Consider the following 14,536-nt stretch of genomic DNA (forward strand, 5'->3'; position numbering starts at 1 on the left):
TGATAACCCGAAGCTAAATGTATCTACTACTACAAATCGACTCTAGAAACTCATGTCAATTTTTGGACTTGTTTGGGTGGCATCCTGGTTCGGCTCCTTTTCGTCGCTGGCGGAAAAAGTATTAGACACTCCTCGCTATCTATCGCACACTTTTTTTAACCAAAAGTCTTTGACTCGCGATGATTCCTCTAGCAAATCTCAATCCACCTTTCAAGATGCTTTCACCTCGGTTCGCGCATCTTCCCGTTTCGGGGCTGCTTCTTCGGTAAAGAAATTGAGTCCAAGTTTTAAGCTAAAAACCGCTGCGATCGGTCAGCCCATCTCATCGACTGGCGTTTGGTTAGGGGCGATCGAGACGCTGCTGTCTAACCCTTCTTATCAGCCCACGGGCTATTCTCTAGCGCTGAGTCAACCTGCTTTTCAGCCTATCGCCTTCAAGGAATCAGTTGCTACTCACCCTCACGACAACTCACTCCACTACTTGTTAGAAGTTGTGCAGAATTTTCTCTGGACAGTTCCTCCTGGCATTGCAGCCACCGATTTTGCTAGTTCAACTCCTGCCGTAGTGGTCATCAAATCAAGCGCTGACAGCCCATCAAGCCAGACAGACTTTAGAATAGGATATTGGAGATGTGCCACTCGGCAAGAAAGCCCCTCCCAGCAGACTGCGAAAGGGTTTCAAGTTTGGGTGAAAGGATGCCTAGTTGCAGAAGTAGCGAATCAGTCGAGCGCTGATAGCGTTGCAGATAGCCTGACCAAGCTGTTAAAAACTCCTGATCTAGATGCGTCTCAACTGACTCTTGCTTTTGAGCGAGAAATGCCTGTTGCCAAACTCGGCGATCGCGTGGTGTTTGCTTTTGAGCACAAGTTGGCATCTCAGTTCGATCGTCCGGTTGAGTTGGTGGCGATCGATTGGGTCAACAATCTAAGAATTGCACTAGGGCAAGACCCGCTCGCAGTGGCAGATGCCCAAGTTAGAATGCACGATCTGCACGATACAGGCACCAGCATTAGTGGACTAGCATCCTGGTATGGTCCTTATTTTCACGGGCGGCAGACGGCAACGGGCGAGATTTTTGACCAAAACGAACTGACGGCTGCCCATCCTTCGCTTCCCTTCGGAACGTTTCTTAAAGTCACTAATTTGCTGAATGGCAAGAGTGTCGTGGTGCGAGTCAACGATCGCGGTCCTTATTTTGACAATCGCATTCTAGACTTATCAAACCGTGCGGCTCGATGCATCGGAAGCGACGATAAGGGAGTCGTCCCGATCGAGGCTGAAATCATGTTGCCAACCACAGGTCAGAAAATTGCAGCGCTCTAAGCAGAGCTGCCAAACGGCAGAATAATGTGACGGGTGGAGTCGATCGTCAGCCATCCCTCTTCGCGCAATTGTCCGAGGAGTCGGGTGATGGTGACGCGAGTTGTGCCGATCGCGTTTGCCAAATGTTGATGAGTCAATCGCACGTTGAGTCGCATTCCAGTGTTCACAGGTTGCCCAACTTCGTGCTGAAGCAAAATGAGCAACTGTCGCAGCCGATCTTCTACCCGACGACACCCCGCCAGTGCTAGAAAGGCTTCTGACTGCTGCAATCGACGGCTCAGGTGGCGAAAAATCTCTTGAGCCAGCAGAGGAGATTGTTCAATCTCTGTCATGCTAACCGCCATCAAATCGACATCAGTGAGCGCGATCGCTTGATAAGGGTTGATATAAGTAAAGGGCAACCCAAACGGCATTGAGCTACTCACCAACCCCAACAGCGCTTCGTCTCCAGTTGGATACAGCGTACTCAGCAGCACGACTCCGCGACAAACCACCCAAATCTCGTGAGCAACCATTTGAATCTGCTGACCACTGCGATAGGGATGTAAGTTGCGCCCTTGATAGCGCTGTTCTAAAACCTGGCGCAAATCAGAGGGATGAGGCGCTTCTGAAGCAAACGATTGAATCATAAGAAATCGTAGTGTAGCGGCTGCTCACATTCACTCTAAAACGTCAACCTCAAGGGAAGGTAATTTTCAGGTTGGCATCTGGTTAAGCTTTTACGCGAGATGCAACTAATTTGCCCTCCTCACGCAGTGGGGCAAGCCCTGCCAACCCTTCTCCCCAAGGAGAAGGGCTTTCGGACATCTCTGGTTCCCTCTTCCGATGGGAGAGGGCTAGGGTGAGGGCAGTCTTTGTAGATATTTCAGGAAAGTCGCACATTGCGGGCTTTTGTTTTGCAGCATCCTGAACCTCGCTACAATAATTGAGAAGCAATGAGGGTGGACTTGCAGGTGACTCAGGATAGCGTAACTCCCAACGGCGATCGACAGAGAGAGCTTGATCAGAAGGCAGTTTCTTCTACCTACTACACGTTATTAGGGCTGCATCCTTCAGCGTCGGTGCAGGATATTCGACAGGCTTATCGAGAGTTGAGTAAGCTCTATCACCCAGATATCACACAGTTGCCAGCCACGATCGCGACTCAAAAATTTCAGCAGCTAAACGAGGCGTATGCAACGTTGAGTAACGTCGATCGTAAAACTGCTTACGATCTAAAAATCAGATATTCTCGCGTCACAGTGATTCAGACTTTACCGAGCCTCAACCGTCCCCAGCCCAAATATTCCAACTCTTCGGCGTATATTGATGCCACCGATCGCCCGCTCTCACCCGGAGAGATGTTTGCGCTGTTTATTTTAGGGCTGACTTTTTTAGGGTGTTTGCTATTGGCAATCACGATCGGGTTTACTAGAGGTGAATCTGCCTTTCAGCCGATCACTGCCGAAACCCCTATCCTTCGGAAAGTCGTGCCTGATCTCCATCCTTCAGACGATTTAACAGCGACGGTTGCCCCGATAATTTCGGCTCCGTCAGATTCGATCAAGTCCCTAACCCTACTTAAATAAAGACTACATGGATTTGCCTTCTGCCGATACTCCTTTATACAACCATCCCCTTCCCCAGATTGAAGAGTGGCTCTCACAAAACGGCGGTCAGCAGGATTCAGAAGACATTCACTGCTGGCTGATTGAGAAACCTGACTGGCGCGCAGAACTCTGCCTAGAGGTTGATCAAATTAATGTGCGCTACATTCAAGACGACGGACCGGATATCCAGCGATCGTTCAAATATTCCCTTAGCCGTCAAGATCTCGAAGACGCGATTTTTGCCGGACCTTAAATGAGTCAAACGCTAAAGAGTTCTAACTGCTGAACGGCTTGCGGTGTTGGTAAGTCCTGCTTCGAGACTTCAATGTACTGAAGAACACACTCAGCGATGTACTTGCCAAGATTGACCGGAACCGCATTACCGATCATCTGTTCCAGGCAAGTTTTAGTGCCAAACCATTTGAAGCCCTCTGGAAACGTTTGGATATAGCTTCTTTCTAAAGTCGTCAAAGGTCGGATGTGGTCGCTTGGGTCGCAGCGATCGCCATCATGCTTTTTATACCCTTTAGGCAAAGGTCTATTGACACCTCGAATCGTTGGGCTGGGTTCATGCACACTAAAAATCCCCCTTCTTGCATAGCTTCTAGGGTGCCGATAATAATAGTTAAGGTCTAATTTTTCGCCCATGTAGTCGAATATTGTCATGGGGTTGTTAGCTTGGTTTCTAACGAAATAGTTGTCCAAAAATCCATCTTCTGAATGTAGATGTCCAACTAAAATGAATCGTTTTCTAGTTTGAGGAACTCCACAATAGCTAGCATCCAAAACGGTAGAACTTAGTCCATAGTTGCTGGTTCTAAAAAGTGAGATTGCTTCTTGTAGAACGCGGCTCTTTTTAATCCGTTCTACGTTCTCCATCAAAAACCATTCTGGTCTCACCTTCGAGATAATTTGTGCATAGGAAGCTGTTAAATCTGCTCGACCTAGAGTTTCATCTCTCTTCCCAGCGCTCGAAAAATCTTGGCACGGAGGACCGCCAATAATTATGTCTGGCTCCCACTTTCTAAGAATTTCTAAATCTTCAAGCTTTGAAAGATCAGTTTGAAAAACAGGGTGATCAAAATTAGCTGAATAGATATCACAAGCTTCTTTCCAGTTGTCAAACGCTGCAACAACCTCAAAGCCAGCTTTTTGAAACCCTAGTGAAAGACCTCCACAACCCGCAAACAAGTCAATGACTTTCATTCTTTTGGGTGGTTTAAACAGACTCGAAAATTTCTGGTGAGTTGAAGATAATCGCATCAAATCGCCGTTCAGGACTCAAGAGATTTTGCCCACCGCCAAGAATGATTTCTCTAATTTGCTGTTTGGTAATTCTTGGCTTTGTCAAAATCTCACTCCGCATATATGGGTATGTGACCTTACCACTTACAGCAAACGCTTTGTCGTTTTTAGTATCATACGATAACTCGTCAATCACGCGTCTGTGGTCTATTTGACCGTGCAGGCTAAAATCGTAGAGCATTTTGAAGAGCCAGACGGCTGTTCTTACTTGACGAGTTATCGTTTTCAGTGCGATCAGTTCTCTTCTTGCCACATCAAGAAATAGTTGGGTAAAGGCAAGATTGCTCCAAACAAACACATCTAAGCAATTCTCAGAAAGCTTGGGGCTTTTCCCTTCTGTTTTCCAGATTGGCTGCATGACTAAAGGCTCTTGCTTATCTAAAATAGATAAAATTATTCTGTCAATTGCCTCTCTCATTTTAAATACAGAAGAACGGATGTGTATGCCCTCTTGCCAATCCTCAATCGCTTCAAATCCTTCTCCAATTAAGGCTATCAAACCGCTTAAATCATCTCTAAAATGTATGACGATGCTACACGCTAAGTATACGATCGTGTCAGGTCTAATTACTAATTCACAGCCAAATCTATCTTCTGACAAATCGCACGTTGAATTGTCTGGAAGCGCCGTCAGTTTTATTTCGAGTCCCTTCAAGCAAAGTCCATTATTTCTACTTAACGTCACTAGATCAACTCTCGGAAAATTTCCTATGACAAGCTGTTGAAACGGAATGTAGGGACTTTCAAAAGAGTAGAAGATATTTTCAGAGATTGGGTCAGCTCCGTAAAGCTCTGCTGTGCCAATGCTACTATGATAAACCCGCATATTTTCATCGAGTTTCAAGTACACATTTTCCAATCCTTGATGCTTGAGAAAAGCAGACAATGATGCTGGAAAAGATGAATTAAATTGATTTTTACCCCAATTATCTTTGTTTGAAAAGTTACGGTTTGAATATTTAATTCCGAAAAGATTGGGTTCCTGATGGCTGGGCATTTCAAGTTTTTCACTGCTCATTTAATGCGCTCGGCTTTGGGCTTGCGCCACTGGAATTTTAAGCACGGACTCTACAGAAAAGGAGCACTCCTTGATTTCTTACTAAACTTTGCCAAATCTTCGTTCTCGTTGTTGATAGGCAGTGAGTGCTTGGTGAAATGCGTGACGATCGAAGTCGGGCCACAGCGTGTCAGTCACATAAATCTCACTATATGCCATCTGCCAGAGCAGAAAATTGCTCAAGCGCATTTCACCACTCGTCCGAATCAGCAAATCAGGGTCACTAATTCCGGCAGTGTAGAGGTGACGTTCAAATAAACTTTCATCAATGTCTTCAAGCTGCACCGCGCCCTGCTGAACCTGAGCCGCGATCGCTCGACATGCTCGCAAAATCTCCTGCCGTCCGCCATAGTTGGTGGCGACTGTGAAGGAAATTCCCTGGTTGTCTTGGGTTTCTAGCATCGATCGCTCGATTTCAGCTTGCAAACTTCGAGGCAATGCGCCCAGATTGCCGACAAACTTAATGCGAACATTTTCTCGCATCATTTCTCGCAGTTCTTGACGCAGCACTCGCTCAAACAGCGTCATCAAAAACTCAACTTCTTCAAGCGGTCTGCCCCAATTTTCGGTTGAAAACGCGTAGGCAGTCAGCGCCTGCACTCCCCAATCTCGGCAGCACCGCAGCAGATCTTTTAACACATCGACTCCTCGACGGTGCCCCATAATTCGGGGTAGCCCCTGACGTTTTGCCCAGCGCCCGTTGCCATCCATAATGACAGCAACATGGTTGGGCAATTTATCTCGCTCTAGGTCAGCAGGTAATTGTAAGACGGTGTGCTTGGCAGTCATTGTTTTGTGTGAGAAGCCGATGCTTGAGTAATAGAAAGTTAAACGGGTGAAGGTTTATGGAGAGAAATTTTCGGGCGATCGTACAGCACTGAACTCTAGCCTAACGACTGCAAAGATGTCATCGTACAAGAATCTGGGCTAGTCACTCTGCTTTTTCGCGTCTTTCGCCTTGGGGTTGGGATGCAGACTATTTTCAGCATCGCTCGTCTTTCTCTGCCGAGATAAACGCGGAAATAAAGACAACATTCTGGCAGAAATCTGACGCACCAAACTTCGCAAATTTGGGGCAACGGCTTCACGATCGCCCGATTCAGAAAATCGTGCTTCTAGAAGTTCTTTTAGCTTAATGCTGGTTAGGGGACGATTGAGAGTGCCCCGTTCGGCGAGAGAAATCGAGCCTGTCTCCTCAGAAACGACGACGCAGATGCAGTTTTCAACCCGTTCGGTGATGCCCATTGCCGCCCGATGTCGGGTTCCTAGCTGCCGAGAGGCGGTTCGTTCTGAGAGCGGTAAGATTACCCCTGCCGCGATAATTCGAGAGCCTCGGATCAAAACTGCCCCATCGTGCAGCAGAGTTGTCGTCTGAAAGATAGTCTGAAGCAGTTCTTTAGATACTTCAGCGTTGAGTCTGATTCCGGGAACCGAGAAATCTCGTTCGTCGATCGGAGTCGAGGTTTCCAAAATCAACAGCGCTCCGATGCGGTTTTGAGATAGTTCCTTTACGGCATCAACAATTTCGTCGATCACACTGTCCGATCGAGGTAAATTTCTCCGCGACGGCTGAAATAGCTGGAAGATTTCGCCTCGCCCTAGCTGCTCTAAAAAGCGACGAAATTCTGATTGAAGAATAAACGCCATCGCCACCGCCGCGCCGATGACTAGATTATTTAGAACAAAGCTCAAAAGTCTGAGTTCTAATCTCTGGCTCACGGCTGCCGCTAACATGAGCACAATAAACCCTCTGACCATCCAGAGCGTGCGACGCTCACCGATGATGACCAACATCACATAGGTCAGCGCCAGCACTAACCCAACATCAATCAGGAACCTGAGATTATCGAGTATAAAAATCAACAAGGACTGTATCCAGTCGGGGTTTGTTAATCAAGGTCAAGGGCTAAAGGTTCAGAGTGAAAGCGACACAGGAGTGGTTGAAATGGGTTGATTCAACGGTTAAACTCCTTCACCTTTCACCCGTCACCCTTGCCGTTTCACCCTGCTTTCAATCTTTCTGGGAGACGATCTTGTCGGATCAGATCTTCGTAAGTTTCGCGCTGCAAGACGATGTTTGCCTCTCCTGCATTCACCAAAACGGCAGCCGGACGCGGCAAACGGTTGTAGTTGGAAGACATACTGTAATTGTAGGCTCCGGTTGCCATGACGACGAGAATGTCACCCGATCGCGTCTCTGGTAGGTGTGCCTCTTTAATCAAGATATCGCCTGATTCACAGTGTTTTCCAGCGATCGTGACTTGTGTGGTGATCGGGGCAGACATCCGATTTGCCACGACTGCCCGATAAAGCGACTGATAGGTGATTGGGCGCGGATTATCGGACATCCCGCCATCGACACTTAGATAAGTGCGAATTCCAGGAACGGTTTTTTCTCCGCCGATCGTGTAAGCCGTGACGCAAGCAGAGCCGATCAGAGATCGTCCCGGTTCTGACAACAGTTTCGGCATGGGAATATTTTGACTCTGACAGGCGGCAGCGACAGACTCACACACGACTTTTACCCAATCATCGATGCTGGGAGGATCGTCTGATTCGGTATAGCGAATGCCCAAACCGCCACCGATGTTGAGTTCCTGAATCGCCAACCCGTGTTGAGCCGCTTTGCCCAACCACTGCACCATCACCGTTCCTAAGTCTTGGTGCGGCTGCAGTTCAAAAATTTGAGACCCAATGTGAGCATGTAACCCCACAAACGCCAGCGATGACTGTTGGCTGATGAATTTGAATAGTTCGTCAACCTGATTGGGATCAAAGCCAAATTTGCTGTCCAGATGCCCAGTCCGGATGTATTCGTGGGTGTGGCACTCAATTCCTGGGGTGAGACGCAGCATGACTCGAATGGGAGTTTGACGATCGACCGTCAAGGTCGCCAAAGTCTTCAGTTCTAACCAGTTGTCAACGACGATCGTGCAGCCGGACTCGATCGCCAATCTCAACTCATCTAGAGACTTATTATTGCCGTGCAGATAAAGCTTGCTGGGGTCAAGCCCTGCTTTCAGTGCCGTGTAGAGTTCGCCGCCCGAAACGATATCGATTCCTAAGTCTTCACTGCCGACGATCGCGCAGACTGCCAGACAGTTCCAGGCTTTCGAGGCATATAGGACTTGCGATTCGCCGGGATAGTAGTGCTTAAACGCGTCACGATACTGACGGCAAGCGGTTCTCAAAGTCTCTTCGTCCAAAATATAGAGAGGAGAGCCAAATTTTTGCACCAGATCAGAGACATCGCAGCCTCCAATCTCTAAGCGATCGTCGCGGTTGACTTGGGCAGTCAGAGGCAACAGGAATTGATTGGGCGATCGCTCCCCAGAAGCCGTTGAGTTAGGCAAATACTGCCGACCGGAGTTTTGAACCTCCACAGGTTGAGTCAATGTCATGTCTTTATTGTCGTCCTCGCTAGCGGCAGGCTCAAGCCATTTTTGCTATTACCAGTGTACAATTGGAGACTGTGCATTCTGACTCGAATTCGAGAAGCTTGTGTGACTTCCCTCCTAAAACTTGAGCGCTTAACGTCAGAGTTTCTTCCAGCCGTTTTAGACCTCGACCAGCGGTGTTTTGGCGGACTGTGGACTCTAGAAGGGTATCAGAGAGAACTGGACAGCCCAAACAGTGATTTGGTGATATTGGTCGATGACAGTGCTTCGACCCCTGTAGTCGGGCTGGGCTGCGTCTGGGCAATCTTAGACGAGGCTCACATCACGATCGTTGCCGTTCACCCCAACCATCAGCGCCAAGGGTTTGGACAGGCTATTCTTCTGTCTCTGCTACAATTGGCTCATCAGCGAGAGCTAGAAAGAGCTACCCTAGAAGTCAGAATTTCTAATCAATCCGCGATTAATCTATATCAAAAGTTTGATTTTCGCGAAGCAGGGCGACGAAAGCGCTACTACCCTGACACCGGAGAGGATGCGAGCATTCTCTGGCGTGGCGGACTGCAACACCCCAATTTTCCTGACCTTTTGACCCATTGGCAGACCCAAATCTGCGATCGCCTTGCTCAAAACCAGTGGGATTTAATGGTAGCCCCTAATACGTTTAAGACAGAAAAATTTCTGTTGACAGACGCTTGAGGGTTTGGTGACAATCTGCCTCTGGTTAGAGATATTGGGTATCTGGCGATCGCGAACGATCGAGTTCGGTAATCGCGACTCATTCCTACTGCGTAGACCCAGTATCGAGACAATTCCGCTATGTTAGAATCATCGGTACCGGCAACGCAGCAGGTGAGTGGAAATACGCCATGTTTGAACGCTTCACAGAAAAAGCCATTAAGGTGATCATGCTAGCCCAAGAGGAAGCTCGCCGCTTGGGTCACAACTTCGTAGGTACAGAGCAGATCCTCTTGGGTCTGATTGGAGAAGGGACCGGCGTCGCCGCCAAAGTACTGAAGTCTATGGGTGTCAACCTCAAAGACGCTCGGATCGAAGTCGAGAAAATCATCGGTCGAGGTTCTGGCTTTGTTGCCGTGGAAATTCCCTTTACCCCACGGGCGAAGCGAGTTCTAGAACTGTCTCTTGAAGAAGCCCGCCAGTTAGGTCACAACTACATTGGCACTGAGCACCTGCTCTTGGGTCTGATTCGAGAAGGGGAAGGAGTCGCTGCCAGAGTACTTGAAAATCTGGGAGTTGATCTCTCCAAGGTTCGCACTCAAGTGATTCGGATGCTGGGCGAAACTGCTGAGGTTTCTCCGGGCGGCAGTCAGGGGCGAACTAAGACCCCGACGCTTGACGAGTTTGGTGCAAACCTGACTCAGATGGCAGCCGATGGAAAGCTTGACCCCGTGGTCGGTCGTCAAAAAGAAATCGAACGCGTGATCCAGATTCTGGGTCGCCGCACCAAGAACAACCCTGTTCTAATCGGTGAACCAGGCGTAGGTAAAACCGCGATCGCTGAAGGTCTCGCCCAACGAATTGCCAACGACGACATTCCAGACATTCTGGAAGACAAGCGCGTCGTCACGTTAGATATTGGTCTCCTGGTTGCAGGCACCAAATATCGAGGCGAATTTGAAGAGCGGCTCAAGAAAATCATGGATGAAATCCGGTCTGCCGGAAACGTCATCTTGGTGATCGATGAGGTGCACACCCTAATTGGGGCAGGTGCGGCTGAAGGCGCGATCGACGCTGCCAACATCCTCAAGCCAGCTTTGGCGCGGGGTGAGTTGCAGTGCATCGGAGCCACCACGCTGGATGAATATCGTAAGCACATTGAGCGAGACGCTGCCCTAGAGCGCCGCTTCCAGCCCGTCATGGTGGGTGAACCATCCGTTGACGAGACGATCGAGATTCTGCGAGGTCTGCGCGAACGCTACGAGCAGCACCACAAACTGAAGATCTCGGATGCTGCCCTTGAAGCGGCTGCCAAGCTCTCCGATCGCTATATCTCCGATCGTTTCTTGCCTGACAAAGCGATCGACTTAGTGGACGAAGCAGGTTCCCGCGTCCGGTTACTTAACTCTCAGCTACCTCCTGCTGCCAAGGAACTGGATCGGGAATTGCGCCAAGTCCTCAAAGACAAAGACGATGCGGTGCGGTCACAAAACTTTGACCGTGCAGGCGAACTGCGCGATCGCGAGATGGAAATCAAAACTGAAATCCGCTCAATCGCTCAAACCAAAAAAACAACCTCTGACGCAGGTGAAGAGGTGTCTCCGATCGTAGACGAGGAAGATATCGCTCATATTGTGGCTTCTTGGACGGGTGTTCCGGTGAGTAAACTCACCGAATCTGAGTCTGAGAAACTGCTGCACATGGAAGACACGCTGCATACGCGGCTGATCGGTCAAGACGAAGCCGTGAGAGCGGTATCCCGTGCGATTCGTCGGGCGCGAGTGGGCTTGAAAAACCCCAACCGTCCGATCGCCAGCTTTATCTTCTCCGGTCCAACTGGGGTAGGTAAGACTGAGTTAACGAAAGCACTGGCTGCTTACTTCTTCGGCTCCGAAGATTCCATGGTTCGACTCGATATGTCTGAGTTTATGGAGCGGCACACCGTTTCTAAGCTGATCGGGTCGCCTCCTGGCTATGTGGGCTATAACGAAGGCGGTCAATTGACTGAAGCCGTTCGTCGTAAGCCTTACACAGTCGTGCTGTTTGACGAAATTGAGAAAGCGCACCCAGACGTGTTTAACATGCTGCTGCAAATCTTGGAAGATGGTCGCCTGACCGATGCCAAGGGTCGCACAGTTGACTTCAAAAACACGCTGCTAATCATGACCTCGAACATCGGTTCAAAGGTGATTGAGAAGGGTGGCGGCGGTTTGGGCTTCGAGTTCTCCAACGAAGACGTGGCAGAGTCGCAGTACAACCGCATCCGTTCATTGGTGAACGAAGAGTTGAAAAACTACTTCCGTCCTGAGTTCCTCAACCGTCTAGACGAGATTATCGTCTTCCGTCAGTTGGTCAAGGAAGAAGTCAAGCAGATTGCTGATATCATGCTCAACGATATCTTCAAGCGGTTGACCGAGCAGGGAATCACGCTGGAAGTCACTGAGCGGTTTAAGGATCGTTTGGTCGATGAAGGCTTTAACCCCAGCTACGGAGCGCGTCCCCTACGTCGAGCGATTATGCGCTTGCTAGAAGACTCTCTGGCTGAGGAGATCCTCTCTGCCCGCGTTAAAGATGGCGATGTCGCGATCATGGATGTGGACGAGAGTGGTCAGGTGAAAGTGCTGAAAGGGGAGAAGCAAGAATTGCTTCCCCAAGCGGTTGAGTAAGCCTTAATCAGTCAAACTCATTTGAATTTTAAGTGGTAGAAGCCTCAGAACTTCTACCACTTTTTTGTAGCACCTAGCACTCAAGCCGCGTCTGTGAAAAAGTTTCCTGTTCTAAAACATTAGTAAGAATTGATAAAACTGCTCTAAACGGCGAAATGTAGCGTGGTGCGATGATAATGCGACCTACTATTATTTGATTACGTTTGCTTGAGGAGTCGTTATTGACATGGCAAGAAATGGATTTTTAGCAGATTTTCAGAAGTTTTTGATGCGAGGAAACGTTATTGATTTAGCGGTTGCTGTCATCATTGGTGAAGCATTTAACAAAATCGTGACCTCTTTGGTTCAAGACATCATCACGCCAGTGATTCTCAATCCTGCCTTACAAGCCGCTAAGGTGGATGACCTACAGAACTTGTCAGCGAACGGCATTAAATACGGAGTGTTTCTCGCAGCGGTCATTAATTTTGTAGTAATTGCCTTTGCGATTTTTGTGATGATTCGAGCGTTTGAGAAAGCGAAGAAGCGGTTTTCGCTTCAAGAAGCGATCGACGAAGCAGCCACTACCGACCCTGTTGTGTCGTCTCAAGAACGTTTGACAGGCGCGATCGAGCGACTCACTTCCTCAATGGAAAGTCGATAAGAAATGGAGCGATCGTCTGACTTTCTGCTAGAGGGAGTTATGCGCTCGTCCTTGTATTGCTAGTCCAAAACTTCTAAAACGGCTTTGGGTAATAGCTGATCTTTAAACCAAACAATTCGAGCAGATGTGTCGTTGAAATTGACTCCTGCTTTTTCTAGGTTAAGTCGTTCTGAAATCGCCAAAATCAAATCGTCGCGTCCGGCTTGTTGCACCTGAGAGAACTTTTTCTTCAGATATTCGGGTCGCCAATAGCCGACGATTTCTAATAAAAAGGTGCGTCCATCGGGGTGAACGAGCCGAAAGTCAGGAATCATCACGCTGCCAGGAATTGGAATTAAGTCTACTTCTCGCTCTAACTGCCACTCGGTTTTGGCTTTTTGCCACCGCTCGACAAATCCCGCTTCTAGCATACTGTCGTAGGTTTTGCCGGGGGGATAGTGGCTGACCAATCCGCAGTCTGATTCGAGGGCAAAGCGTCCGGTGCGGGTTTTGCCAGAATAAGTGTCGTTGACCTGCAATTCAGCGGCTAGACTCCATTTAGAAACGTGGAGGAGCGCAGGAAGCAGTTTGGCGATCGCCAATCCATACCGGGTTGAAGGCTTAAATAAACTGGTCGGTCCATCAACGGTGAGCGTAAACCCGTGGTCAGCGTCGCCCTCGATATAAGTCATTAACTGAAACAGTTTGACATAGCGAAACAGCAGTTTATATTGACCCGGATCGTTGCGATGAGCATTCAAAATCAAGTGACTGGCACGATAGAACACCCCTTGCACCTGAGAGAGATTGTAGCGATGCAGTAACGCCTCTGAAGTCGGAACTTCAAACTCAGTCAGAATTTGATTATCAGGAAGATCGGCGTAAAGCCCCGATCGGATCTGCTCGGTCAACACTTCATGCCCCAACTCTTGAGTCAGGGAATCTGCGAGACGATCGAGCGTGACTTGCGTCGCTTGAGCACTAGGCGCAGCTTGAGACGACAGCGCAAAAATTCTCTCTCTCAGCATCGGCGGCTCTAACGGACTAATCGTTTCAAAGGTGCTAAACGCGCTGTTGAGTAAATGGGCAAGTCCGCGTTTGATGCGATAGTCGGTTTCTTCGCCTTCAAGTTCTAACAGTTGGCGATTGAGTTCGCCTTTGGTGATGCCTTTGGCTTCTTGAAACAGGGTGATTAAATCTTGCGCGATCGCCAGATTGGATTGATCAAGCTTTAACCGTTTGGGAACCAGTTCTTCACCGCTAAATCGGTGCATCAATAAATCAGATGGCAGCATTAGTCCCAGATCTCACGTAAATCAAGAATGAATTCGGGCAGGATGAATTCTCCTGAGAGGGTGTCGGGGCGATCGAGAATCTCGATCAGTTGATTTGGACGGTAGATTTCAACCTGTTGATCTTGAGGATTAATCAACCAGCCTAGAGATGCCCCATTTTCTAGATACTCTCGCATTTTTGTTCGCAAATCTTCCAGGTCGTCACTAGGAGAGCGCAACTCGATCACAAAATCAGGACAGAGAGGAATAAATTTCTTTTTCTGCTCAGGGGTTAACCCGTCCCATCGCTCTTGCCGAATCCAGGCGACATCGGGCGATCGAGTTGCCCCATTCGGCAGTTTAAACCCGGTTGAAGAATCAAAACTTTTACCAAGTCTCTTTTGCTGATTCCAAAACCAGACTTGTCCAGTTAATCCAGAATTCCAGTTTCCTGTTTCGCCTCCGGTAGGTGACATGATAATCAGTTCTCCAGTGGAAGTTCGTTCAAATTTGGAGTCTCGATTTGTGAGACAAATCTGCTCAAACTGCTCATCTGTCACTTTTCTATTAGTTAGCTGCATGACGACCTCTCAATTGCTGTGAAAGCAGACGGGTTGCTCGTCGCA

The 14,536-nt window shown here is 48.6% G+C and carries 14 protein-coding genes; 6 read left to right on the forward strand and 8 right to left on the reverse strand.

All coding sequences use genetic code 11. The features are described from left to right. Nucleotides 1-52 precede the first annotated feature (52 nt). Nucleotides 53-1,324: a septal ring lytic transglycosylase RlpA family protein gene (locus tag A8707_RS29490; RefSeq protein ID WP_068815631.1), complete on the forward strand. Its 1,272-nt coding sequence runs from the start codon at nt 53-55 to the stop codon at nt 1,322-1,324. Here the strand turns inward: A8707_RS29490 and A8707_RS04785 are convergent. After that, complete coding sequence (locus tag A8707_RS04785; RefSeq protein ID WP_068815634.1) at nt 1,321-1,953, reverse strand: Crp/Fnr family transcriptional regulator; 633 nt, start codon at nt 1,951-1,953, stop codon at nt 1,321-1,323. The genes A8707_RS29490 and A8707_RS04785 overlap by 4 nt on opposite strands. Nucleotides 1,954-2,259: 306 nt before the next feature. Here A8707_RS04785 and A8707_RS04790 point away from each other — a divergent pair, with 306 nt between their 5' ends. Continuing rightward, nucleotides 2,260-2,892, forward strand: coding sequence for a J domain-containing protein (locus A8707_RS04790; RefSeq protein WP_082906228.1), 633 nt, complete (start codon nt 2,260-2,262; stop codon nt 2,890-2,892). A gap of 7 nt (nt 2,893-2,899) precedes the next feature. Beyond that, nucleotides 2,900-3,166 carry a DUF3143 domain-containing protein gene (locus A8707_RS04795; RefSeq protein ID WP_068815635.1) on the forward strand — a complete coding sequence of 89 codons (267 nt, stop codon included), beginning with the start codon at nt 2,900-2,902 and terminating at the stop codon, nt 3,164-3,166. Nucleotides 3,167-3,171: 5 nt separating this feature from the next. Here the strand turns inward: A8707_RS04795 and A8707_RS04800 are convergent, their stop codons facing one another. From A8707_RS04800 to lysA, 5 genes are all read right to left on the reverse strand, one after another. Further along, nucleotides 3,172-4,119, reverse strand: a complete 948-nt coding sequence (locus tag A8707_RS04800; protein ID WP_068815636.1) for a DNA cytosine methyltransferase — start codon at nt 4,117-4,119, stop codon at nt 3,172-3,174. 13 nt (nt 4,120-4,132) lie between these two features. Next, nucleotides 4,133-5,236, reverse strand: a complete 1,104-nt coding sequence (locus A8707_RS04805) for a HindVP family restriction endonuclease (RefSeq protein ID WP_197484617.1) — start codon at nt 5,234-5,236, stop codon at nt 4,133-4,135. An 81-nt stretch (nt 5,237-5,317) separates the two neighbouring features. Then, on the reverse strand, nt 5,318-6,064 hold the full coding sequence (locus A8707_RS04810; RefSeq protein WP_068815640.1) for an isoprenyl transferase: 747 nt from the start codon (nt 6,062-6,064) through the stop codon (nt 5,318-5,320). Nucleotides 6,065-6,202: 138 nt separating this feature from the next. Next, entirely contained in the window at nt 6,203-7,141 is a 939-nt protein-coding gene (gene cdaA, locus A8707_RS04815; RefSeq protein WP_269452668.1) for a diadenylate cyclase CdaA, read from the reverse strand. A gap of 134 nt (nt 7,142-7,275) precedes the next feature. Beyond that, on the reverse strand, nt 7,276-8,676 hold the full coding sequence (lysA, locus tag A8707_RS04820) for a diaminopimelate decarboxylase (protein WP_068815641.1): 1,401 nt from the start codon (nt 8,674-8,676) through the stop codon (nt 7,276-7,278). A 54-nt stretch (nt 8,677-8,730) separates the two neighbouring features. Here lysA and rimI point away from each other — a divergent pair, with 54 nt between their 5' ends. From rimI to mscL, 3 genes are all read left to right on the forward strand, one after another. After that, the gene (gene rimI, locus A8707_RS04825) at nt 8,731-9,369 is read left to right on the forward strand and encodes a ribosomal protein S18-alanine N-acetyltransferase (RefSeq protein WP_231947930.1); all 639 of its coding nucleotides are present in this window, start codon (nt 8,731-8,733) and stop codon (nt 9,367-9,369) included. A gap of 170 nt (nt 9,370-9,539) precedes the next feature. Further along, the gene (locus tag A8707_RS04830) at nt 9,540-12,014 is read left to right on the forward strand and encodes an ATP-dependent Clp protease ATP-binding subunit (protein WP_068815643.1); all 2,475 of its coding nucleotides are present in this window, start codon (nt 9,540-9,542) and stop codon (nt 12,012-12,014) included. Between the two features lie 226 nt (nt 12,015-12,240). After that, the gene (mscL, locus tag A8707_RS04835; protein ID WP_068815645.1) at nt 12,241-12,657 is read left to right on the forward strand and encodes a large conductance mechanosensitive channel protein MscL; all 417 of its coding nucleotides are present in this window, start codon (nt 12,241-12,243) and stop codon (nt 12,655-12,657) included. A 59-nt stretch (nt 12,658-12,716) separates the two neighbouring features. Here the strand turns inward: mscL and A8707_RS04840 are convergent, their stop codons facing one another. Together A8707_RS04840 and A8707_RS04845 are read right to left on the reverse strand one after the other, a co-directional pair. Beyond that, the gene (locus tag A8707_RS04840; RefSeq protein ID WP_068815647.1) at nt 12,717-13,931 is read right to left on the reverse strand and encodes a DUF790 family protein; all 1,215 of its coding nucleotides are present in this window, start codon (nt 13,929-13,931) and stop codon (nt 12,717-12,719) included. After that, on the reverse strand, nt 13,931-14,491 hold the full coding sequence (locus A8707_RS04845; RefSeq protein WP_068815648.1) for a Uma2 family endonuclease: 561 nt from the start codon (nt 14,489-14,491) through the stop codon (nt 13,931-13,933). The genes A8707_RS04840 and A8707_RS04845 overlap by 1 nt, the downstream gene beginning before the upstream one ends. Between the last annotated feature and the right edge of the window lie 45 nt (nt 14,492-14,536).

The sequence above is a fragment of the Phormidesmis priestleyi BC1401 genome (assembly GCF_001650195.1).
Classification (GTDB): domain Bacteria; phylum Cyanobacteriota; class Cyanobacteriia; order Leptolyngbyales; family Leptolyngbyaceae; genus Phormidesmis_A; species Phormidesmis_A priestleyi_B.

Coding starts and splice junctions, on each gene's coding strand:
- A8707_RS04840 (WP_068815647.1), bottom strand. CDS start 13,931: ATGCTGCCATCTGATTTATTGATGCACCGATTTAGCGGTGAAGAACTG.
- A8707_RS04785 (WP_068815634.1), bottom strand. CDS start 1,953: ATGATTCAATCGTTTGCTTCAGAAGCGCCTCATCCCTCTGATTTGCGC.
- A8707_RS29490 (WP_068815631.1), top strand. CDS start 53: ATGTCAATTTTTGGACTTGTTTGGGTGGCATCCTGGTTCGGCTCCTTT.
- mscL (WP_068815645.1), top strand. CDS start 12,241: ATGGCAAGAAATGGATTTTTAGCAGATTTTCAGAAGTTTTTGATGCGA.
- lysA (WP_068815641.1), bottom strand. CDS start 8,676: ATGACATTGACTCAACCTGTGGAGGTTCAAAACTCCGGTCGGCAGTAT.
- A8707_RS04805 (WP_197484617.1), bottom strand. CDS start 5,236: ATGAGCAGTGAAAAACTTGAAATGCCCAGCCATCAGGAACCCAATCTT.
- A8707_RS04830 (WP_068815643.1), top strand. CDS start 9,540: ATGTTTGAACGCTTCACAGAAAAAGCCATTAAGGTGATCATGCTAGCC.
- A8707_RS04845 (WP_068815648.1), bottom strand. CDS start 14,491: ATGCAGCTAACTAATAGAAAAGTGACAGATGAGCAGTTTGAGCAGATT.
- A8707_RS04800 (WP_068815636.1), bottom strand. CDS start 4,119: ATGAAAGTCATTGACTTGTTTGCGGGTTGTGGAGGTCTTTCACTAGGG.
- A8707_RS04795 (WP_068815635.1), top strand. CDS start 2,900: ATGGATTTGCCTTCTGCCGATACTCCTTTATACAACCATCCCCTTCCC.
- A8707_RS04810 (WP_068815640.1), bottom strand. CDS start 6,064: ATGACTGCCAAGCACACCGTCTTACAATTACCTGCTGACCTAGAGCGA.
- A8707_RS04790 (WP_082906228.1), top strand. CDS start 2,260: ATGAGGGTGGACTTGCAGGTGACTCAGGATAGCGTAACTCCCAACGGC.